The 20,457-nt window shown below is 57.9% G+C and carries 15 protein-coding genes; 10 read left to right on the forward strand and 5 right to left on the reverse strand.

Annotated elements, in window-relative coordinates:
• Positions 1-228: 228 nt before the first annotated feature.
• Positions 229-2,463, forward strand: coding sequence for a methyl-accepting chemotaxis protein (locus ASF69_RS20460; protein ID WP_082469807.1), 2,235 nt, complete (start codon positions 229-231; stop codon positions 2,461-2,463).
• Positions 2,464-2,585: 122 nt separating this feature from the next.
• On the opposite strand, the gene ASF69_RS20465 is transcribed toward ASF69_RS20460, so the two are convergent.
• Positions 2,586-5,057, reverse strand: a complete 2,472-nt coding sequence (locus ASF69_RS20465) for a glycoside hydrolase family 3 C-terminal domain-containing protein (protein WP_062590121.1) — start codon at positions 5,055-5,057, stop codon at positions 2,586-2,588.
• Positions 5,058-5,301: 244 nt separating this feature from the next.
• Between ASF69_RS20465 and ASF69_RS20470 the strand changes: the two genes are divergently transcribed.
• The 4 genes from ASF69_RS20470 to ASF69_RS20485 all read left to right on the forward strand — a co-directional run bounded on the left by ASF69_RS20470 (position 5,302) and on the right by ASF69_RS20485 (position 10,910).
• Entirely contained in the window at positions 5,302-6,456 is a 1,155-nt protein-coding gene (locus tag ASF69_RS20470) for an efflux RND transporter periplasmic adaptor subunit (RefSeq protein WP_062590122.1), read from the forward strand.
• Positions 6,457-6,459: 3 nt separating this feature from the next.
• A complete protein-coding gene (locus ASF69_RS20475) occupies positions 6,460-9,600 on the forward strand; it encodes an efflux RND transporter permease subunit (protein WP_062590123.1) in 3,141 nt (1,046 codons plus the stop codon).
• Between the two features lie 165 nt (positions 9,601-9,765).
• The gene (locus ASF69_RS20480; RefSeq protein ID WP_062590124.1) at positions 9,766-10,383 is read left to right on the forward strand and encodes a TetR family transcriptional regulator; all 618 of its coding nucleotides are present in this window, start codon (positions 9,766-9,768) and stop codon (positions 10,381-10,383) included.
• A gap of 71 nt (positions 10,384-10,454) precedes the next feature.
• Positions 10,455-10,910, forward strand: coding sequence for an RNase H family protein (locus ASF69_RS20485; RefSeq protein WP_062590125.1), 456 nt, complete (start codon positions 10,455-10,457; stop codon positions 10,908-10,910).
• A 25-nt stretch (positions 10,911-10,935) separates the two neighbouring features.
• On the opposite strand, the gene ASF69_RS20490 is transcribed toward ASF69_RS20485, so the two are convergent.
• Entirely contained in the window at positions 10,936-13,218 is a 2,283-nt protein-coding gene (locus ASF69_RS20490; RefSeq protein ID WP_062590127.1) for an FdhF/YdeP family oxidoreductase, read from the reverse strand.
• Between the two features lie 230 nt (positions 13,219-13,448).
• On the opposite strand from ASF69_RS20490, the gene ASF69_RS20495 reads away from it, so the two are divergent.
• Positions 13,449-14,189: a cytochrome c oxidase assembly protein gene (locus ASF69_RS20495; protein ID WP_062590129.1), complete on the forward strand. Its 741-nt coding sequence runs from the start codon at positions 13,449-13,451 to the stop codon at positions 14,187-14,189.
• 4 nt (positions 14,190-14,193) lie between these two features.
• Positions 14,194-14,694: a CopD family protein gene (locus ASF69_RS20500; RefSeq protein WP_062590130.1), complete on the forward strand. Its 501-nt coding sequence runs from the start codon at positions 14,194-14,196 to the stop codon at positions 14,692-14,694.
• On the opposite strand, the gene ASF69_RS20505 is transcribed toward ASF69_RS20500, so the two are convergent.
• Positions 14,672-15,169 (reverse strand): DUF2231 domain-containing protein, encoded by a 498-nt coding sequence (locus tag ASF69_RS20505; protein ID WP_062590132.1) that lies wholly within the window; start codon positions 15,167-15,169, stop codon positions 14,672-14,674. The two genes, ASF69_RS20500 and ASF69_RS20505, sit on opposite strands and share 23 nt — an antisense overlap.
• A 39-nt stretch (positions 15,170-15,208) precedes the next feature.
• On the opposite strand from ASF69_RS20505, the gene coxB reads away from it, so the two are divergent.
• The 3 genes from coxB to ASF69_RS20520 are packed head-to-tail and all read left to right on the forward strand — an operon-like array spanning position 15,209 to position 18,726.
• Positions 15,209-15,892, forward strand: a complete 684-nt coding sequence (gene coxB / locus ASF69_RS20510) for a cytochrome c oxidase subunit II (protein ID WP_062590133.1) — start codon at positions 15,209-15,211, stop codon at positions 15,890-15,892.
• The gene (gene ctaD / locus ASF69_RS20515) at positions 15,889-18,402 is read left to right on the forward strand and encodes a cytochrome c oxidase subunit I (RefSeq protein ID WP_082469809.1); all 2,514 of its coding nucleotides are present in this window, start codon (positions 15,889-15,891) and stop codon (positions 18,400-18,402) included. The genes coxB and ctaD overlap by 4 nt, the downstream gene beginning before the upstream one ends.
• 3 nt (positions 18,403-18,405) lie before the next feature.
• Complete coding sequence (locus ASF69_RS20520) at positions 18,406-18,726, forward strand: hypothetical protein (RefSeq protein WP_062590135.1); 321 nt, start codon at positions 18,406-18,408, stop codon at positions 18,724-18,726.
• A 12-nt stretch (positions 18,727-18,738) separates the two neighbouring features.
• Here ASF69_RS20520 and ASF69_RS20525 read toward each other — a convergent pair whose 3' ends face one another.
• Together ASF69_RS20525 and ASF69_RS20530 are read right to left on the reverse strand one after the other, a co-directional pair.
• Positions 18,739-19,680, reverse strand: coding sequence for a transglycosylase SLT domain-containing protein (locus tag ASF69_RS20525; RefSeq protein ID WP_244475536.1), 942 nt, complete (start codon positions 19,678-19,680; stop codon positions 18,739-18,741).
• Positions 19,681-19,694: 14 nt separating this feature from the next.
• A complete protein-coding gene (locus ASF69_RS20530) occupies positions 19,695-20,411 on the reverse strand; it encodes an SDR family NAD(P)-dependent oxidoreductase (protein WP_062590139.1) in 717 nt (238 codons plus the stop codon).
• Between the last annotated feature and the right edge of the window lie 46 nt (positions 20,412-20,457).

Consider the following 20,457-nt stretch of genomic DNA (forward strand, 5'->3'; position numbering starts at 1 on the left):
GTAGAAAGCGATCTGCCCAAACCAGTGTCTCCCGTTATATTCAATCTAGATCAATTAGTAATATTTGAATATGCTCGGTCGAAATGGTGATGTGAGCTTTAGCGAATGGTTTTAATTCAAAAATATTCTTTCCTGTATTTGCAATAGTTGGCATCCGTAATTTTTTATCAATCAATGATTTTTATTTTCCTTGGCGGGTGAGCGCACTGGGTCGTCAAGGGGGCTTGAATGCATATATCGGTAAAAAAATTTTCGTTTCGAACACAGTTGACGATGCTGGCTTTGGTGCCGCTGCTTGCAACCATGGTTCTCGGCGGTATTCTCAGCCAAAGCGCCTACACGAATTTTCTGGGACTGGAGAAGGCAGTCCACCTGGTGCGTCTGGCCCGCGCGGGTGCCGCACTTCAGCGCTCCATGCCAAATGAAGCAAGTGCGCTTCCGGCCGATAGAGCAGCTGCGCGTAAAGAGACGGATGATGATTATGCAAGATTGATCGATGCATATGATACCGCATTTTCCGACGGAGATGAGGACGCCGGCCTCGCGGCCTTGAAGGCGAAAATGGTTCAGATCTTTGCCAATATCTCGGAATATCGCAGAAAGGTGGACAGCGGCGACACAGACACCCTTCTGCCTTTAAAGCATCTCCAACCCATATCGGCTGTCGGTCTGGACATTACCAGTCGAGCAGGAAGCCTTGTCGAGGACGCGGAATTGTCGCGCGCCATCCGCGGTTATTATTCGTTCCTGCAAGCCAATAATGGTTACCTTATCTATGTCACCCTGGGCCGTAAGTACGCCCAGAATGGGTCGCTTCAGTATGATGACCTGAAGCATCTTTTTGCAGCCAAGGGGCTGATCACGAATGCTTTGAAGCCGATGCAGGAATTCTTGCCGCAAAAGATTATGGATGAGCAGGAGCGCTTTTGGCAGTCGGCTGATGGCAAATTCATTGGGAACATCGTCGACAAGATGACCAACAATGTCAGCAGTGCTCCGAGCACCGCAGACCTCAGCACCTGGAACGCGGCCATGAATCTACGCCGTGACGCCTTTGCGACGATGTCGAAGGCGATTGTGGACGACATAGGTGATCTGGCACAGACGAAAATCGATGTGGCGAGCCGCCATCTCACCTTCATGCTTGCCAGCCTCGGACTTTTGATCGTGCTGACGGTCGCCTTGTCTCTTTCAGTGTTCAAGGCACTTTCTTCGGCCATTCGCGGTATCTCTGGCCGTATGGGCGCACTTGCGGATGGCGATCAAGAAAGCGCTATTCCTAGCCTCGGGCGGAAGGATGAGATCGGTGAAATGGCTCATGCGGTCGAAATTTTCCGACAGGCAGCCATTCGCAACGCGGAACTGGAGGCAGATGCCACGTCCAGCCGCTTGCGCGCAGAGGCCGAGCGCGCGGAAATGCAAGCTTTGGCCGAGGCAGAGGCGGAAAGTCGTCTCGAACAGGCAACGCGCACATTTGCTGCCAGCCTGAAGCGGCTTGCGCAAGGCGACATGCAGTGTGAAATCGATACACCCATGGCACCACAGTTCGAAGGCTTGCGCGCGGACTTCAACACATCGCTGCGTCAACTGAGGGATGCGTTGCTTTCCGTCGGAAACTCTGTCGAAACCGTCACAGGCGGCGCCAGGGAAATATCGGACGCATCGGACGATCTCGCCAAGAGAACCGAACAGCAGGCGGCATCCCTGGAGGAAACCGCGGCAGCACTCGAACAGATCACCTCTAACGTTGTCTCAACGTCCAAGCGCACATCCGAAGCCCGCGATATCGTCCGTGATGCCCGCAGCCATGCGGGACAATCCGGCGCAGTTGTTCGCAATGCGGTTGCAGCCATGGAGCGGATCGAGGAAGCATCGCGCCAGATCAACCAGATCATTTCTGTCATCGATGAAATTGCGTTTCAGACCAACCTGCTGGCACTGAATGCCGGTGTCGAGGCGGCGCGTGCCGGGGAGGCCGGAAAGGGCTTTGCCGTGGTTGCCCAGGAAGTGCGTGAGCTTGCTCAACGCTCGGCCAGAGCGGCCAAGGAGATCAAGGGCCTGATTAACAACTCCACGCTGGCCGTTGCCGAAGGTGTCAAGCTCGTCAGCGACACGGGCGAGGGGCTCAACACAATCGAAGAGCTTGTTCAGGTCATCAATACGCATATGGACGCAATTGCCACGGCGGCAGAAGAGCAGTCGTCGGGCCTTGCGCAGGTCAATACCGCAGTCAACCACATGGATCAGGCCACGCAGAAAAATGCGGCCATGGTCGAGGAAATGAATGCGGCAGGAGCAGGGCTCGCGCTGGAAAGCCGCAAGTTGAGCAACCTCCTCTCGCAGTTCCAGCTTGGCGCCAGCAGTCATCAATTGCGGATGGCTGTCAGCGAGATGAGGACCGGAATGGGGTTCTCGGAGGGTGGCTATTCGTCATCGACTGGTTATCGCGAGAAGGCGGCCTAGGTCAGGAAGCTCATCGTTGCACAAGGGTTTATAAAGGGGCGCGGAAGCAACCCCCTCCAGAACCGAAAGTTCAGAAATTGACAGAGACTGCCCGGGCTTTCGCAAGGGCAGTCTTTTATTTCTTAAACAGAAACGCTGTCCACCGGACCCCGCCATTCATGCGGATTGGTTATCGTCACGGTCTCGCGGATATCGCCAGCATTTGCCGCCAGTATCAGATCATATTGTCCCTTTTCGGACCGGAAAGCAGCGGCCTCGACGTCGTAATAGCTGAGGTCGCGCAATTTGATATTCAGGATAACGGTCCGGGTCTCGCCGGGCGAAAGTTCCAGCTTGGCAAAGGCGCGCAGCTCTTTTTCTGGCCGAGATACCACTGAGTTTTGTGGGCGCACGTAGAGCTGGACGACTTCCGAGCCCTTGCGGTCGCCTACATTCGTCACATCCACCATAACGTTCAAGCCGTCTTCACCCATGGTTTCTGCCGAGGCTCTGGCGTTCACCCACTCAAAGCGCGTATATCCCAGACCGTAACCGAATGGAAAAAGCGGCTCGATATTGCTGGTGTCGTGGTGCCTATATCCGACGAAGACGCCTTCATCGTAGCGAACATGGCCTTCTTTTCCGGGGTAGACGAGTGGATTTTCTGTAATCGCCGAGTTGTCCGAGAGAGACTTCGGAAATGTTTGCGGCAAGCGCCCGCCGGGTTCCTGATCCCCGAAAAGGACATCGGCGACAGCGTTGCCCAACTCTTGGCCGGGATACCACATCTGCAGCACTGCCTGCACCTTTCCAAGCCACGGCATTTCGACGGGACCGCCCGTTTGCAGGATGACGATCGTGCGTTGGTTGACGGCAGCAACCCTTTCGATCAATTCCTCCTGTCGACCCGGCAAGCGCATGTCCGGAAGGTCGAGCCCCTCCGTGTCCCACTGGCCATTGCGACCGATGAAGAGCAGGGCAACATCGCAACCTGCCGCCTTTGCGACGGCCTCGTCCATGGCGTCATCGCCAAGCGGTTTCTCGACGCCGAAACGGATTGCGGTCAGATGGATGCCGTCATCGGTCGGTGCCGGCGAGCAATATTCGATTGTCACCTTATACCGGCGGCCAGCCTCCAGCGTCAGCGTCTGGCGCTGCTCATTGTTGGCGGTGCCGAAATAATTGTCGCCGGGGCTCCAGCCGTCATATCCGTTGACGAGCAATGCGTCGTCGACATGCAGCTTTGCGAGCCCGGCATTGGTCATGCCAAAGACATGCTCGCCCGCTTGCGCGGCTACATAATGCGCGGTGATCCGTGCGGAAAAATCGGCCGGATCAAGCTCTGGCGATGGCAGGTCAAACCAGAAGAATTCGCCCTTGGAGGCCGTTTCACGGCACACCGGCGCGCCGTCAAGCGTCCTGCCCTTGAAATACTCGACCTCCATTTCCCCTTCAAACACGTCGATAAGGCGATTGTTGCTGCAGCCGGCGGCGTAGTGAACATTGTTCGCGTTGGAAAGCGCCGAGCCTATTCCTTCCAGCGGGCTGACCGTGTAATGCGCGGCAATCTGAGCGCTTCCGCCACCCATGACGCGTGCTTCCCGCGCATTGGGGCCGATAACGGCAATGCTGTCGAGCGTGGTCTTCGAAAGTGGCAAGGCGCCGTCATTTTTCAGCAACACGCAGCCATCCGCGCCAATCTTGCGAATAAGGGCGCGATCCTGCGGCAGGTCGAGGGAGTGCTCAGTGAGATCGGGTGTTGTTTCAAAAGCCCCGACCTTCTCAAGAAGGCTGAGAATACGGCGAGCAGCCTCCCGCACGGTTGCTGCGTCGACATCACCCTTGCGGACGGCTTCGACAAGCTTTTCGCCGCGGTCGCGGCTTGGGCCCGGCATTTCCAGGTCCAGCCCGGCATTGACGGTGGCGGCGGTCGAATGCGATCCGAACCAGTCCGACATAACAATGCCGTCAAATCCCCATTCCTTGCGCAGCACCTGCGTCAGCAGCCATTCGTGTTCACTCGTATAGGAGCCATTCAGCCGGTTATAGGATGACATCACCGCCATCACGCCCGCAGTCTTTACCGCATGTTCGAAGGGCAGGAGATACAGCTCCCGCAGGCTGCGCTCATCAATATCCGAAGATATCGTCTGCCTCTCGATTTCAGATTCATTCCCGACAAAATGCTTGATGGTCGCAGCGATGCCCTTGCTCTGCACGCCCTTGATATAGGCGACCGCAAGTGCTGCGGTCAGCAGCGGATCTTCGGAATAGCATTCGAAGTTGCGCCCGTTCAGACCGGAGCGGTGAATGTTGACTGTGGGCGCCAGAAGAACGGACGCGCCCTTGCTTTTGGCCTGCCCCGCCAGCGCCACGCCCATCTGTTCCACAAGGGCCGGATTCCATGTCGCGCCCAGCGCAATCGCTACCGGGAAACAACCTGCCTTCACGCCAGCCACCAGTGAGCCCGCACCACGTGCCCCGTTCGGTCCATCCGTCACCTTGATTTTCGGAACACCAAGCCGTTCCACCGGCACCGTCGTCCAGAAGTCAGCTCCTGATAGCAGCGAGACCTGTTCCTCAAGTGTCATCTCTCTCAGAATATTCTCGATCATCCAAACCTCCGTTGACAAATTGCACTGGCGTATTGCGCGCGGCAGGGTTGTCCTGCGCCATCCCCGCTAGCGCGTAGCACGTATCAGGATACAGCTCCAGATGATCGAAATAGGGCGTAAATCAACGCCCGGATATTCAAACAAAATAATTCACTTGATATTTACATTCAGAATGTATGTATACGAGATTATGCGGCGATGCGTCTTGTCGTCCGGCAACACCCGTGCATCGAAAAGGTGGAAAATGGTCCAGAAAACTCAGTTCCGGCGTGGGCAGACGGTCGGCCTTGCCCTTATCCTCTCAAGCGTCGTCCTTCCCGGGAAGGTCATTGCCCAGCAACCTCCAACTCCCAAGGTCACGGTGGAGGAGGCAAAGGTCGAAGACTTCACGCTGACCGCCCGCCTGCCAGGCCGCATCAAGCCGTCCACGATTTCCGAGGTCCGGCCACAGGTCAACGGCATCATCCGCGAACGTCTTTTCGAGGAAGGCGCGAAGGTCGAGGCCGGACAGGCTCTCTACAAGATCGAAGACGAGACCTATGTCGCAGCGGTCGAATCGGCCAAGGCGAATGTGGCTCAGGCTCAGGCGAGCTATGACTTTGCTGTTGTCGACGCGCGACGTGCGGAAGAAACATTCGCAAACAATGTCGGCTCTGCGTCCAACCGCGACACCAAGATCGCTGACCGGAACAAGGCGCAGGCTGCACTTCAGGTGGCGCTTGCGCAGTTGAGAACCGCTGAAATCGATCTCGACAGAACGACCATCAAGGCACCTATTTCGGGTGTTATCGGCTTTTCCGACGCCACGGCAGGTGCGCTTGTGGCCGCGCAGCAGACGACAGCATTGACGACAATCCGCGCGCTCGACACGATCTATGTCGACGTCACGCAATCGGTAAACGATCTTTTGCGATGGAATTCCGACAAGCGTGCTGGCGGTGGCCAGGCCATGTCCGTCGCAACCATGATCCTCCCCAACGGCCAGACTTATCCCATCAGGGGTGATCTGAAGGCTGCCGAGCCTCGTGTCGAGCCGACAACAGGCATGGTGACCCTTCGAATTTCCTTCTCCAATCCGGACCATAAGCTGCTGCCTGGTCTTTATGTCGAAGTCGAACTGCCACAGGCCGTCACCAAGAATGCGACACTCGTGCCACAAAGCGCGGTGATGCGCGACGCCAAGGGTCAATCTTCCGTTTGGCTCGTGGAAGATGGCAAGATCGTACCACGTCCGGTCACAGTCGTTGCTGGCGCTGGCAATCGCTGGGTCACGAGCGATGGTCTCAAGGCAGGCGACAAGATTGTCATGACCGGCTTCCAGAAGGCGAAGCCAGGCGCACCGGTCGAAATTGACACGCAGCCGGTGGCACAGCCAGCCGCTCCGGCAGGGAGCAACTAATCCATGGCGCGGTTTTTCATAGACAGGCCCATCTTCGCATGGGTCATAGCGATCATCATCATGGGGCTCGGCGTCCTGTCGATCCTGCGTTTGCCCATCTCGCAGTATCCGTCGATTGCCGGACCCGCCGTCGTTATCGGCGCAACCTATCCCGGTGCATCGGCTGAAACGGTCGCCGATACGGTCGTCCAGATTATCGAAAAGGAAATGACGGGGCTTGATGGCCTGCGCTACATCGAGTCGTCGACGACCTCGACAGGTCGCGCCTCCATCACACTCAATTTCTCGCTCGGTACCGATCCCGATATTGCTCAGGTTCAGGTTCAGAACAAGCTGAGCCAGGCCGAGGCCAGCCTGCCTGCGGAAGTCACCCGTCAGGGTGTTACGGCCGAAAAATCCACCACGGGCTTCCTCATGGTTATCGCTCTGATTTCCGATGACGGAGCTCGCACCGCGGTCGATCTTTCGGATTATCTCAACTCCTACATGGTCGAGCCGATCTCCCGCCTGAAAGGCGTTGGCAAGGTTGAAGTCTTCGGTTCGGAATATGCGATGCGGATCTGGCTGGATCCGCTGAAGCTGAAATATTACGGCCTGTCTCCCAACACCGTCATCAATGCCATCAGCGCGCAGAATGCGCAGATTTCTGCGGGTTCGTTTGGCGCAATGCCGGCACCCAAGGGGCAGCTGCTGAATGCGACGGTGACCGCACAGTCACTTTTGAAGACGCCTGCGGACTTCGAGCGTGTCGTTCTGCGCGCCGATACGGATGGAGGCTTGGTCCTTCTGCGTGACGTCGCCCGCGCTGAACTGGGTACGGAAAACTACGAAATTGCTGGTTTCTACAATGGCAAGCCGGCATCGGGCATGGCTATTCAGCTCGCATCAGGGGCAAATGCGCTGGAAACGGCGGAGCTGGCCAAGGCGAAGGTTGCCGAACTCGGCGAATATCTTCCGGCGGGCGTGAGTTACGTCATTCCCTATGACACAACGCCTTTCGTATCGCTTTCCATCGAGGCGGTGGTTCATACGCTCATCGAGGCGATTGCGCTCGTCGTTCTCGTCATTCTCCTTTTCCTTCATAACTTCCGCGCAACCCTTATCCCGGCGCTTGCGGTTCCAGTCGTGCTTCTTGGCACCTTCGGCATCATGGCAGCGCTTGGTTTTTCCATCAACACGTTGACGATGCTGGCCATGGTCCTTGCCATCGGTCTGCTCGTGGATGATGCGATTGTCGTGGTGGAAAACGTCGAGCGTATCATGCGCGACGAGCATCTCGATCCGGTCGAGGCGACAAAGAAGTCCATGGTCGAAATCCAGGGCGCTCTCATCGGCATCGGTATGGTGGTTTCAGCCGTTTTCGTGCCGATGGCATTCTTCGGCGGTGCCACCGGCGAAATGTACAAGCAGTTTGCGGTTACCATCGTATCCGCCATGGCGCTGTCGGTCATGGTCGCATTGATCTTTACACCGGCTCTCTGCGCCACGATCCTCAAGGCGCACGATCCCCATGCCAAGGCCGGGTTGGCCGTTCGGTTCAGCAACGCTTTCGAGCGTCGCTTTTCCTGGCTTACGGATCGCTATGGCAAGGTCGTGTCCGGCTCTGCGAAACGACCGATCCGCATGTTCCTCGTCTATCTGGTTCTGGTTGGCGTCATGGTGTCGCTTTACCAGAAAACGCCCACATCCTTCCTCCCGGATGAAGACCAGGGCAGCCTCCTGACGATCATCCAGACCCCGCCCGGAACGACTGCCGAAAGCACGGAAGCCGTGCTGCGCAAGGTCGAAAACTATTACATGAACGCCGAAGGGAAGAATGTTGCGTCCGTATTCTCGGTGCGTGGATTCTCCTTCGCCGGGCAGGGCCAGAACATGGGCATGATGTTCGTCAAGCTCAAGGATTGGAAAGAGCGTGAGGGCAGGGAAAACTCCGCCCAGGCCATCGCGGCCCGCGCCTTCGGCCCTCTGATGGGCGGCATCAAGGAAGCGATCGTCGTTCCGCTCGTGCCACCCGCCGTCACGGAACTGGGCAACTCCAACGGCTTTACCGCCTATCTTCAGGCGCGCGCTGGCCAAAGCCACGAGCAGCTTCTGGAAGCCCGCAACATGCTGCTTGGCATGGCTGCCAAGAGCCCCAAGCTCATGGCGGTTCGACCGAACGGTGTGGAAGACGCCTCCCAGTTCGAACTCAACATCGATTGGGGCAAGGCTGGCGCGGTGGGATTGAGTGCGGCGGATGTCGGCGCGTTCCTGACGACCGTGTGGTCAAGCTCCTACGTCAATGACTTTCTCTATGAAGGTCGTATGAAGCGCGTCTATGTTCAGGGTGAGCCGGATGCCCGCACCGGGCCTGAAGATCTTGCCCTGTGGCGCGTTCCCAATGGCAACGGCGACTTTGTCGATCTTTCGACCATTGCCAGCCAGAACTGGGTTTTCGGACCCCAGCAGGTCAGCCGCTATGATGCCCTGCCAGCCATGGAGCTCGAAGGGTCTCCCGCAGCAGGCTTTTCTTCGGGTGAGGCGCTGGCGGAAATGGAAGCGCTTGCGGCAAAGCTGCCGCCCGGCTTCAGCCTGCAGTGGACGGGTATGTCCCTTGAGGAAAAGGATGCTGGCGCGGGGGCTCTGCCGCTTTACGGTCTGGCGCTCGCAACCATGTTCCTTTGCCTTGCTGCCCTCTATGAAAGCTGGACAATTCCGGTCGCCGTCCTGCTCGCCATGCCGGTTGGTATTCTGGGAGCGCTTCTGGGCGCATGGATCGGCGGTCAGTCCAATGGCGTCTATTTCCAGGTGGGACTGCTGACGGTCGTCGGTCTCACCGGCAAGAACGGCATTATGATTGTCGAATTTGCCCGAGAGCGCATGGCCAATCTGGGTGAGGGCGCATTCGACGCGGTCTGCCAGGCAGCGAAGCTTCGCTTCAGACCAATCTTGATGACGTCTCTTGCCTTCGGCTTGGGTGTCATTCCGCTGGTCATTTCCACCGGTGCCGGTGCCGGCGCTCGCCATGCCATTGGCTATGCGACTTTCTTCGGCACGGTAACGGGTACGCTTCTGGCAATTGTCATGGTGCCGGTGTTCTTCGTACTGGTCACGAAACTGTTCCGCTCCCGCAAGGCGAAACAGGCAGAACCGAAAACAGTGTAACGACGGAACCGACTGTCCCGACGCGCAAGGCACGTCGGGACAGTCATAAGCCGGGAGGCGGATGGCGGCTGGGTCTGAATCATTTTTTAGCATGCCGCTGATTTGCTTTGCCCTATCTCACCATATAGAAGCATATTCGAAAATAGGTGATTAGAGAGGCGTAGGGTGAGAAGAACCAAGGATCAGGCTGCGGAAACCGGGCGTCAGATCTTGCAGGCTGCCGAGACCCTCTTCCTCGACAAGGGCTACGACAAGGTCAGCCTTGAGGAAATCGCCACGCAGTCCGGCGTTACCCGCGGCGCCATTCATTGGCATTTCAAGAACAAGCAGGGTCTTTTACTGGCGTTGAGAAACGGTGCGCAGGAGCCGTTCCGGCGTTTCGCCGACGAACTTGCCGAGGGCAAGGGCTGTCCTTCCATCGAAACATTGATCGACATTATCCAGGACATGTTCGCGCGGTTCGAAAAGGACCCGCGCCAACGCGGTCTGCTGCTTGTCATGATGCGGCTCGATATTGTGCTGACGGAAACTGACGAGGAAGGTCAGGATACGTTTCCAGAAGAAATGAACGATCTCCTCCTGCGCATTTTTACCGCTGTCGATGCAGGCCCAGGTCTCGCGGCACCATGGACGCCCGAAAAGGCCGCCTCCATGGTTTCCGCAATCATCGGTGGGCTCGTGACAGAATGGGCATTGCGGCGTGGCAAGTTCAGACTTTGCGTGGACGGCGCGCTTTTCATCCGCACCCTGCTGTCGGGCATTCAGCGGCAGCCTTTGCAGTGACACTGACGTCAAAACAAGAACAGGTGCATGGCAGTGCTTTCGGGCCAAACTCGAGCTTGTTGAACGGAGCCATGCTCAATCTTTATATCGACGGCTCTTACGATGCTGCCAGAAAGAAGGGCGGCTGGGCTTTCGTAGCGACCAGCGACGAAAACAGGATCACTTCGTCCCACGCCGGTAGCTTCGATGGCGATAGCAACAATACGCTAGAGCTCGTGGCTGCCGTCAAGGCGCTTGAGTGGGCCATGACTAGCATAGACGCTGCCGCCATCACCATCTGGTCTGACTCAAACTATGTCGTGGAAGGGTGCAATGTGCGGCGCCCCATCTGGAGCAATAACGGCTGGAAGCGTTACAATCCGAACCCGAAAAAGCGCAACCGAAGTATTCCGGATGCGGACCTGTGGAAGAGCATGGACCTCATGCTTCGGCAAAATCCAGGCGTCTTGGTCGCATGGTGCAAAGGCCATGATGGAAATGTCGGCAATGAGCTTGCCGACAAGCTCGCCAGAGAGGCCAGCTCTTAAGGCTGGCCAACTCGCAGCGGTCGTGTCAGGCAGGCTCAATCCGCACCGGCACTGATTTTGCAGCAGGCGTTTTGCTTTCTTCCGCATATTGCCAGAGCGGTATGAGAGGGTTGCATTCCGGGTAATATGCAGCACAAGTTCCCGATGGCAGGTCGTAATCGATCACCTGAAAATTGGTCATCGTCCGCAAGATCCCGTCATCGACGGCGGTGGTAATGCGTGCCAGACCGTCCTTCGCTATGCCAAGCCGTATGCGATCATCGGCGCTCATCATCACGATCATTCGCGATTTGTGGATGCCGCGCAGGCGGTCATCGTAACCGTAGACCGTGGTGTTGAACTGGTCATTGGACCTCAGCGTTATAAGCCGCAACACATCGCTGTCCTCGGCGGCAGCAAAGCTGGCGTTCAAGGATTTCGGCAGCTTGAAGTTCGCCTTGCCGGTGTCCGTGTGCCATTCGCGGTGGCGTGCGGGCACAGGTCTGGGGAAGCCGCCGGGTATATCGAGCCGCCCGTTGAAGTCCCTGAATGGCTCGGGATAGGTGGCCTCGATGGCGTCCCTGACCAGCGCATAATTATTGACCCAGTCTTCCCACGGCACCTTTGGGTTGGGTTCCAGCGCATGTTTGGCGATTTCGGCGACGATGCGCGGTTCCGACAGCAACCCCTCATGCGCGGGCTTGTACTTCCCGCGCGAGGCGTGGATGCAGGTCGTCGAATCTTCCATGGTCACGATCTGCGGCCCTGACAGCTGCTCGTCGATTTCGGAGCGGACCAGCGTGGGAAGAATATAAGTCGTCGCCGCTGTTACCAGATGGCTCCGGTTCAGCTTGGTGGCAATCTGCACCGAAAGGTCGAGATCACGCCACTTGCGCTCCATCAGTTCGCTCTCGGGGATGGCACGCACAAAGTTGCCGCCAAGGCTGATGAAGGCTTTGACCGTTCCCTTCACAATGCCTTCGCAGGCCTCGATGGTGTTCAGTCCATCTTCGCGGGGCGGCTCAAAGCCGTATTGTTCCGCAAGATGGTCCAGAGGAACAAGTTCGGTCTTCTCGGAAATACCGACGGTACGCTGGCCTTGAACGTTGGAATGTCCGCGGACCGGACAGATGCCTGCGCCGGGCTTGCCGATATTGCCGCGCATCAGCAAAAGGTTGATCAGCGTTTGAACATTGTCCACGCCATATCTGTGCTGCGTCAGGCCCATGCCATAGATCGCGATCACGGCTTTTGCCTTGGAGTAGGTCCGCGCCGCCGCTTCGATAGAGGCCGAGCTTAGTCCTGAAACCTGCAAGATCTCGGCCCAGTCGGTTGAGCGAACCTGCGCCTCGAAGGCTTCGAAGCCATGCGTGTGCTGCTGGATGAAGTCTTCGTCCAGAATGCCGGGCTCACCCCGCGCCTTCGCCTCGTCGTGCCATGTGAACAGAAACTTCGCCATGCCCATCATCACGGCAATATCGCCACCGGCGCTCACCTGATAATATTGCGTGGCAATCTGCGTTGCCTTGTTCGTGGCCATCTGGCCGGGACGCTGGGGGTTGACGAATTCCTGCCAGCCGCGCTCCTTCAGGGGATTGAAAACCACAATCGGGACATCCCGCTCACGCACTTCCTGCAGGCTGTGCAACAGCCTTGGAGAGTTGGTGCCGACATTCTGACCGAAGGACAAGATGCAATCGGTGTGCTCATAATCGTGCAGAAGTATCGTGCCGACGGGGGTGCCGATGCTTTGCGGCAGGGCAACCGAGGTTGTCTCGTGGCACATGTTGGAACTGTCGGGAAGGTTGTTGTTGCCATAAAGGCGAGCCAGAAGCTGATACATGTAGGATGTTTCGAGCGAAGCGCGACCTGAAGCATAGAAGACGACCGATGACGGCTCAAAACCCTTGAGTTTCTGACCGATGTCTGCAAACGCCTCCCGCCAGCTCACGCTCACATATTTGTCTGTGGTTGCGTCATAGCGCATCGGGTGTGTCAGGCGGCCCTCGTTTTCCAGATCGTAGTCCGGCCACTTGAGAAGTTCGTTTACGGTGTGCCTTGCGAAAAACTCTGGCGTCGTTCGCTTGGATGTCAGGTCCCAGAATGTTGCCTTCGCGCCGTTTTCGCAAAACTCGCCCAGATGCGGCTTGCCAGGTTTTGCCCATGCGCAACTGGTGCACATGTAACCGCCGACCTTGTTGTGATCTTTCAGAAGCCCCGGCGTCGTCTTGATGGCGCGTTGCTGGATCACATCGGCAAAGACTGATTTGAGAGAACCCCACCCGCCTGTCGGCATCGTGTACTGCTTGTATTTGACTTTTTGTTCCACCCGGTCACCTCATGGCTCTGCCTGATGAGCCAACAGATGAGCCTTGCGATGGTTCCACGTGTGGGATGATGCCGGGCTCGGAACTGCATCACAGTGCCGTCATGGACACACAGGCGACGTTGCGGAAAACTTTTTGTGATCCTGTCAGGGAACTATTTTGGAACCCTTGGGTAGGGGGCGCGTTGCGGGAATGAGGAGACACGTCACGCATCGCACACGGGGGTTATATTTTGCCGAGCACACTGGATCCCTATTGCGGGCCTGCTCCAGACAGCCAGGATCTTCAATATGCTTGGAATCTCGATCCTGTTCTCGTTCTGGCAATGGTATCCGTCATCGCAGTTCTGCACGCTCGGTCAGATGATCGGCATCGCGGATTGACCGTACTGCTGTCACTTGTCCTCGTCATCGCCTTCGTCTCCCCTCTTTGCGCTCTCTCAACTGCACTGTTTTCAGCCCGCACCATCCACCATATCCTGGTCGGTTCGGTCGCTGCGCCCATCGCCGCGGCATTGCTGCTTGCCACTCCTATGAAGGCCTTGAAGGTCCCGGCAGAGGCGGTCTTTCTTTTTCACACCGTCGTTTATTGGACGTGGCATCTACCATTCGCCTATGATTTCGCGCTGTCCGGTGCTCTGCCCTACTGGTTGATGCAGGCTGCCTTGATCGGCTCATCCGTGTGGCTGTGGCTGCGGATCCTGTCTGAGAAGACGTCAATGCTGTCGTCCGTGGGGCTAGCGGTCGGGACGATGGTGCAGATGGGTTTTCTCGGGGCAATCCTCACCTTCGCACCCCAGCCGCTTTTTGCGCCGCATCTTTTAACGACGCAGGTTTTCGGCTTCACCCCACTGGGCGACCAGCAGCTTTCCGGCGTGTTGATGTGGACGCTGGGCTTTGCGCCTTATGCGGCGGCGGCGGTCTTTGTCTTGCGCAAGCGATTGTTCTGCGGCCACCAAGCCTTGGGAAACTGAGCCCATGGCAGTCTGGCTTAAATTCATTCACATCGCGGCGATTGCGCTCTGGGCCGCTGGCATTGTCAGCCTTCCCGGCCTTTATGTGCAACGTGCTCATATCCGGAAAGATCAGGATCTTTTCCGGCTGCAAAAGATCGTCCGCTTCTCCTATGTCAGAATTCTTTCGCCCGCAGCATTCGTCGCCATTGCGTCGGGAACAGGGCTCATCTTCCTGCAGGAGCCCTATAGCGGCTGGTTTTCTGTCAAGCTCATGCTGGTCGGAATGCTCGTCGTCATCCACGTCATGACGGGCCTCGTTATCATCAGGCTTTTTGAAGAGGGTGAGGTCTATCCCGTCTGGCGTTTCGTCACCGCAACAATCCTCAGCGGCGGGGTCGTGTGCGGCATTCTTTTCGTGGTGCTGGCTCGTCCCATGGTCGATTTTTCGGTGCCCCCCGGCTTCTTTGCACCGGGAGCACTGAAAAACATGATCTCGGAGATCAGTCCTTGGCCGATACCATGAGGCCGATGCCGTGATCGAAAATCAACTTCCCACCATGCCACCCGGCCAGTCCTGTCAGGACAGCAGCCAGAAGGGACAATCCCAGCCCATGCGGCAAGACATCGATGGTCGCGGTTACGCGGCCACCCCAGTTTGCTCCCATAACCCCAATCAGAGCCATTGCGGCAATGCCATGGGCCCAGCTTGCGACGCGGGCGCGAATACCGGCGACCAGCAAAAGCTCCGCGGTGCCGATCGTGCCTGCGGCCAGTCCGCTGAAGAATGCGCCACCGGAAGCCCAAAGCCCCGCGCGCGCCCAGAAGTCATCGGCGCTCCACCAGTAGAAAACATCGGTCCCAAGTGTCGCAATCACAAGCGCGATAGGGAAATGAACCGTCATGGCATGGAGCGGATGACCCGCAACGGCCACGGCGGAATTCGTGGTCTTTTCTTCCACCTTGGAAATGACGGGGTTGGGACTGCCTGTATCTGCCATGGGTTACCTCCTGATGTCAGGTCAACACGCGCATCGCCCATGCGGTTCCGACCGCTAACGGCAGTTTTACCGCTTGCTGCGGTTCTGGCCGGGTGTTCCGGCGATCTTTCAGTCCTGGATCCAGCAGGTCCGTCGTCTCAGGCTATAGCGGGTCTCTGGTGGGCCATGCTGGCGGGCGCGGTTGGCCTTTTTACCCTCATCATGGTGCTGCTCTACATCGTTTTCTTCGCGCCCCGGCTGGTTGAAAACGTCACGCCGAAACAATGGATCGGATGGGGCGGTCTCGCCATGCCCATACCCGTCCTTCTGGCACTCCTTGCCTATGCCTTCGTTCAGGGCGAAAAACTGTTCGGCGCAGAAGCACTGGAGCCCGCTGTCACCGTAACCGCCACGTCAAGAATGTGGGGCTGGGATTTCGTCTATGAGCAGGATGGCAACCAGATCAACACTCAGGACGTCCTTCATATTCCTGTTGGTCAACCCGTCAGAATTCTGACGACAAGCACGGATGTCATACACAGCTTCTGGGTGCCAAGGCTCGGCGGCAAGATCGACGCCATTCCGGGACAAACAACCAGCATCGTCTTGCGAGCGGATGTTGAGGGCACATTCGGCGGCATTTGCGCGGAATATTGCGGCGAAGGTCACAGCGCGATGAATTTCCGCGTGCAGGCCCATAGCGTTGAGAATTTTCAAAACACACTCAGGACATTGCAACCGTGACGGACCGCGAAACGACCATAGAACCCATCTCCTCGCTTGCCCTGCATCGGCAGCTGGAAGCCGTCTGGCGCAGCGGCAAGGGTCTGAAGCGGCTCGCCGCCGTCAATCACAATGTCATCGGCATCCGCTTCATGGTGACTGCTCTGGTCTTCTTCGCCATTGGCGGTTTCCTTGGCATGTTGATCCGCACCCAGCTTGCAACCGCTTCCAATGCCTTCATGGATGCCGCGCAATATTCGCAGGTTTTCACCATGCATGGAACCATCATGATGTTCCTGTTCGCCATCCCGTTTTTCGAGGGGTTGTCGATCTATCTGTTGCCCAAGCTGCTCGGCGCCCGCGATCTCGCCTTTCCCAGATTGTCGGCTTACGGATACTGGTGCTACCTTTTCGGAGGCTCGATGCTGATCGTCGCCCTGCTCGGCGGTGTCGCGCCGGATAGCGGCTGGTTCATGTACACGCCCCTGTCCTCATCGCGTTACAGCCCCGGCATCAATGCCGATATCTGGCTTCTGGGCATAACCTTCGTCGAAATCTCCGCCATCAGCGCGGCCATTGAGATCGTCGTCACCATCATACGTATGCGTGCGCCGGGCATGTCGCTGGTCAGAATGCCGATCTTTGCCTGGTACATGCTGGTGGTCGGCGGCATGATGCTGGTCGGTTTCCCCCCATTGATCCTCGGTTCAATGCTGCTGGAGGCCGAACGGGCCTTTGGCCTGCCGTTTTTCGATCCTGACCGGGGAGGGGACCCGCTTTTGTGGCAGCATCTTTTCTGGCTGTTCGGGCACCCGGAAGTCTACATCATCTTTCTGCCCGCAGCGGGCGCCTTGTCCACCATCATCCCGGTCTTGGCCAGAACCACGCTGACCGGCTATCACATCATCGTCGCTTCACTCATGGCCATGGCCTTCCTGTCCTTTGGCCTATGGGTCCATCACATGTACACGGTCGGCATTCCGCATGTAGCCTTGTCGTTCTTTTCAGCGGCAAGTGCGCTGGTCGCCATCCCCACAGCCATCCAGATCTTTGCGTGGCTTGCCACGCTGGCGCAGGGTAAGCCCCGCCTCAACATTCCCATGCTGCATGTCTTCGGATTTTTCTTCGTCTTCGTCATCGGCGGGTTGACCGGCGTCATGCTTGCCATGGTGCCCTTTGATATGCAGGCGCATGACACGCATTTCGTCGTTGCCCACCTTCACTACGTGCTGGTCGGCGGCTTTCTGTTCCCCATGCTGGCCGGCATCTATTACTGGGTTCCCCATATCAGCGGGCGTCAACCGGTGCAGCACCTGTCACGCGCCGCCTTCTGGATGATCTTCATCGGCTTCAATCTGACCTTCTTCATGATGCACCTGACGGGGCTTCTGGGGATGCCGCGCCGCACTTTCGCCTATCCGGAAGCATCGCCTTGGGAATGGCTCAATCTTCTGTCGTCCTTCGGCAGCTTCATCATGGCCATGGGCTTCATGCTGGTGGCGCTGGATATCGTGCTGATCTTCCTCTTCGGAAAACCTTTCCGCCGGAATCCGTGGGGCGCAGGGACGCTGGAATGGGCCATGCCGACGCCGCCAGCGCCTTACAGTTTTGCCTCCATTCCTCAGATTGCCACGCGTGCCGACAATCTTCCGATCAATCGCCTCGCCGCACAACTGGCCGCTGGAAAAGGCTTTCTCGGCTTTTGCCGAAATGGCTGGATGGAAACCATCGGTGTCGACGCGGTTTCTGGAAAGGCCAACCAGATCATCGTTCTCCCGACGCCGACCTATCTGCCGCTCTACACCGCCCTTGCCACCGGCGGGGTGTTCGTCAGCCTTCTCTTCAAGCTCTATCCTGCATCTGCTGTCTTTGCTCTGCTCACCCTCGGCCTCTTCCTCCTCTGGACACGCAACAATGCCGCCAGAACCGACTGGGGCGAAATGATCGCGTCGCCATCGTCACGTCTGCCGCTTCATTTCGAACATGCCGATGCACCCAGCATATTGGCCATGCGCCTTACACTGGTTGCCAACGCAACCCTGTTCTCATCCCTTTTGTTCGGCGGACTTTTCCTGTGGGTCGCGACACCCGCGGGGGAAGGGATTCCGGCCTCACAAGCCGGAACTGCGCATCTGTCAGCCTTGGCATTTGGCCTTATTGCCACCTGTTGCGGGGCGGGTGGCAGCGCGCTTGGCCGGGTCATCATCGGCAAGGCCATGCTCGTTGCGTCTTTCGCGGCTTATGTCATCGCCGCCGCTTTCATCCTTCTCGACCTTTCCACGAATTCAACCGCGAGCGCTCACGCACTGGAAGCGGTCAAATTCGCGGTTTCCAGCTATCTGCTGGTCCATCTTGTCCTGGGCGCGGTGTTCTCGGGTTTCTGTCTCTACCGGCTCCGTAGCGGCTATGTTTCGGAGACACGACAGAACGATCTCGTTATCGCAACGCTCTGGCACGGCTATTGTCTCGCCGTGGTTCTGATTGCTGCCGTATATCCCTATCTGTTGGCCGCCTTGCAGCCGGGAGGGTAAGTCATGCGGTACCGGATATTGTTTGCTCTCGCAGGCCCGCTCATTCTCTGGGCCGGTTATTTCTCCGCCATTTACGGCCTGCAAGCTGTTGGCTGTCGGGCGGGATGGGATGCCATGATGCTGGGTGGCATATCGCTGCTGCGGTTAACGACCATCGTCGCCTTTGTGGTCGCAGTCTCGGTGTCGGCGCTCTTGTATTTGCCTCACAGAAAGGTCGAGTCGGGCGGTGAGACAATCCTGCCTATTGCCAGATATGTCGCCCTGGCAGGGTTGGCCTCCACCATCCTCGTCTTTGCCGGGGTGTTCTGGCTTCAACTGTGCTGAAGCAGAGTTTCGCTAGCGGTTTTTGAATACGGTGCAGGGCACGCCTGCGGCACGAATGTCCTGACACAGGCGGTTGGCTTCGGCCCGCGTTTCCCGTCCAAGCCGTGCCGCATAGCGCGGTCGGTTGCCAAAATTTCCGCCGCGCTGTCGCACCACCAGTGCCCGCTCCTCGTTAAGCGGTGAAGGCAATCGGCTGACCGCGCGTGTAAACAGTCGCTCGACAATGGCGGGTCGATAATGGGCGGCAAGCTGGACACCCCATGGCGCCCAATCTGCTGAACCCGCAAAAACCGGCTCCTGCATCTGGCGGGTGTCGGCAAGCACAAGGCAGGCGTCCTGAAACGGCAGATCCTTGTTCAGTTCCGGTGCTGCCGTCTGGGGCGGGGAATCCTTCCACGTCTCCACGGGCTGCCCGGTAATTGCAAAAACATAGTCGCGTGTTTCTATCGGCAGTCTTCCACCGGCAAGATAACGCGAAAGCCCGTTTTCTCCGGCATTATAGGCTGCTGCCGCAAAACCGAAATTTCCGAAGCGGTTCTTCAGCTCGTTAAGATAGGCAGCCGATGCGTCCAGCGCGTCTATGACATCGAAACTGTTGTTCAAACCGCGAAGCCTGGCCGTGCCGGGCATGAATTGCGCAATGCCTTCCGCCCCTTTGTGGCTGACCGCTTCTGGGCGAAACAGGCTTTCACGCCAGATCAGCCGGGCGAAAAAAGCGGGTGGGACCGTGTGGACCCGGGCAAAATGCTCGATCGTGCGACACAGGTCGGCGTTGAAGGTTTCCCGGCGCAGGCAGAGGCGTTCGCTTTCGTTCGCTCGCTCGTAAAGGCAGGACTTTTCACGCTCCTCGCTCGCGAAGGCTGTTTGTGATGGAAGACTGGCCGCCATGCAGGTAGCCGCGACACATCCCATGGCGATTGCCGATTTCGCTCTATCAGAGAGACGCGACCCCATTCGGAAACTCCGCACTACCAGGGAATGCTACTCCCATCATAGGCAATGAAGGTTCCGCTCGCCTCGGCGGTCAATCCATCGAGTGCGGTCAGGATCGATGCTGCCGCCTCGTCCGGCGCCACGGTGCGGTGCCCCCCGGCGAAAGGTTCGGAAAGTTTCGTTCGCACGGTTCCTGGATGGATGGCACTCAGCACGGCCTGCGGGTGGGTTCTGGCATATTCGATGGCTGTCGTATGGACGATCTGGTTCAGCGCAGCCTTCGATGCCCGGTAGGACATCCATCCACCAAGTCTGTTGTCGCCGATTGAGCCGACGCGTGCCGACAGGAAGGCGGCGATGGCGCGCTGCTTGCGGTCGAGAAGCGGCAGGAAATGCTTGGCGATCAGGGCAGGCCCCACGGCATTGATCGCGAACTGTTTCAGCATCGCCTCGGGTTCGACCTGACGCAGGGCCTTTTCCGGCGAATGGCCGTCGATGCCGAGTACACCCGTCGCGCAGATCAGAAGCTGGATCGGCTCAGCCCCAAGACCCTTTGCCGCGGCTTCGATACTGCGCTCCTCGGTCAGATCCAGCCTGTCGTGCCGCCGCGAAAGGCCGATGACATCTGCACAATTCTCGTCGTTGCGCAGATGGTCGACGAGTGCCGATCCGATGCCGCCACTGGCGCCGATGATGACGGCCCGGTAGCCGGAGGGAAGCGAGGTCAGAAGATTGCTGTGCGATGAATCCATGGGCGAAAAACGTGTTCCGGCGAGCTAGGTTCAAATGTGAAACGGC

Origin of the sequence: Rhizobium sp. Leaf311 (genome assembly GCF_001423445.1) — a bacterium.
Lineage (GTDB): Bacteria > Pseudomonadota > Alphaproteobacteria > Rhizobiales > Rhizobiaceae > Agrobacterium.

Excerpts from the sequence above, each read along its gene's own strand:
- ASF69_RS20460 (WP_082469807.1), top strand. The coding sequence starts at position 229 with ATGCATATATCGGTAAAAAAATTTTCGTTTCGAACACAGTTGACGATG.
- ASF69_RS20465 (WP_062590121.1), bottom strand. The coding sequence starts at position 5,057 with ATGATCGAGAATATTCTGAGAGAGATGACACTTGAGGAACAGGTCTCG.
- ASF69_RS20470 (WP_062590122.1), top strand. The coding sequence starts at position 5,302 with ATGGTCCAGAAAACTCAGTTCCGGCGTGGGCAGACGGTCGGCCTTGCC.
- ASF69_RS20475 (WP_062590123.1), top strand. The coding sequence starts at position 6,460 with ATGGCGCGGTTTTTCATAGACAGGCCCATCTTCGCATGGGTCATAGCG.
- ASF69_RS20485 (WP_062590125.1), top strand. The coding sequence starts at position 10,455 with ATGCTCAATCTTTATATCGACGGCTCTTACGATGCTGCCAGAAAGAAG.
- ASF69_RS20500 (WP_062590130.1), top strand. The coding sequence starts at position 14,194 with ATGGCAGTCTGGCTTAAATTCATTCACATCGCGGCGATTGCGCTCTGG.
- ASF69_RS20505 (WP_062590132.1), bottom strand. The coding sequence starts at position 15,169 with ATGGCAGATACAGGCAGTCCCAACCCCGTCATTTCCAAGGTGGAAGAA.
- coxB (WP_062590133.1), top strand. The coding sequence starts at position 15,209 with ATGCGGTTCCGACCGCTAACGGCAGTTTTACCGCTTGCTGCGGTTCTG.
- ASF69_RS20520 (WP_062590135.1), top strand. The coding sequence starts at position 18,406 with ATGCGGTACCGGATATTGTTTGCTCTCGCAGGCCCGCTCATTCTCTGG.
- ASF69_RS20525 (WP_244475536.1), bottom strand. The coding sequence starts at position 19,680 with ATGGGGTCGCGTCTCTCTGATAGAGCGAAATCGGCAATCGCCATGGGA.
- ASF69_RS20530 (WP_062590139.1), bottom strand. The coding sequence starts at position 20,411 with ATGGATTCATCGCACAGCAATCTTCTGACCTCGCTTCCCTCCGGCTAC.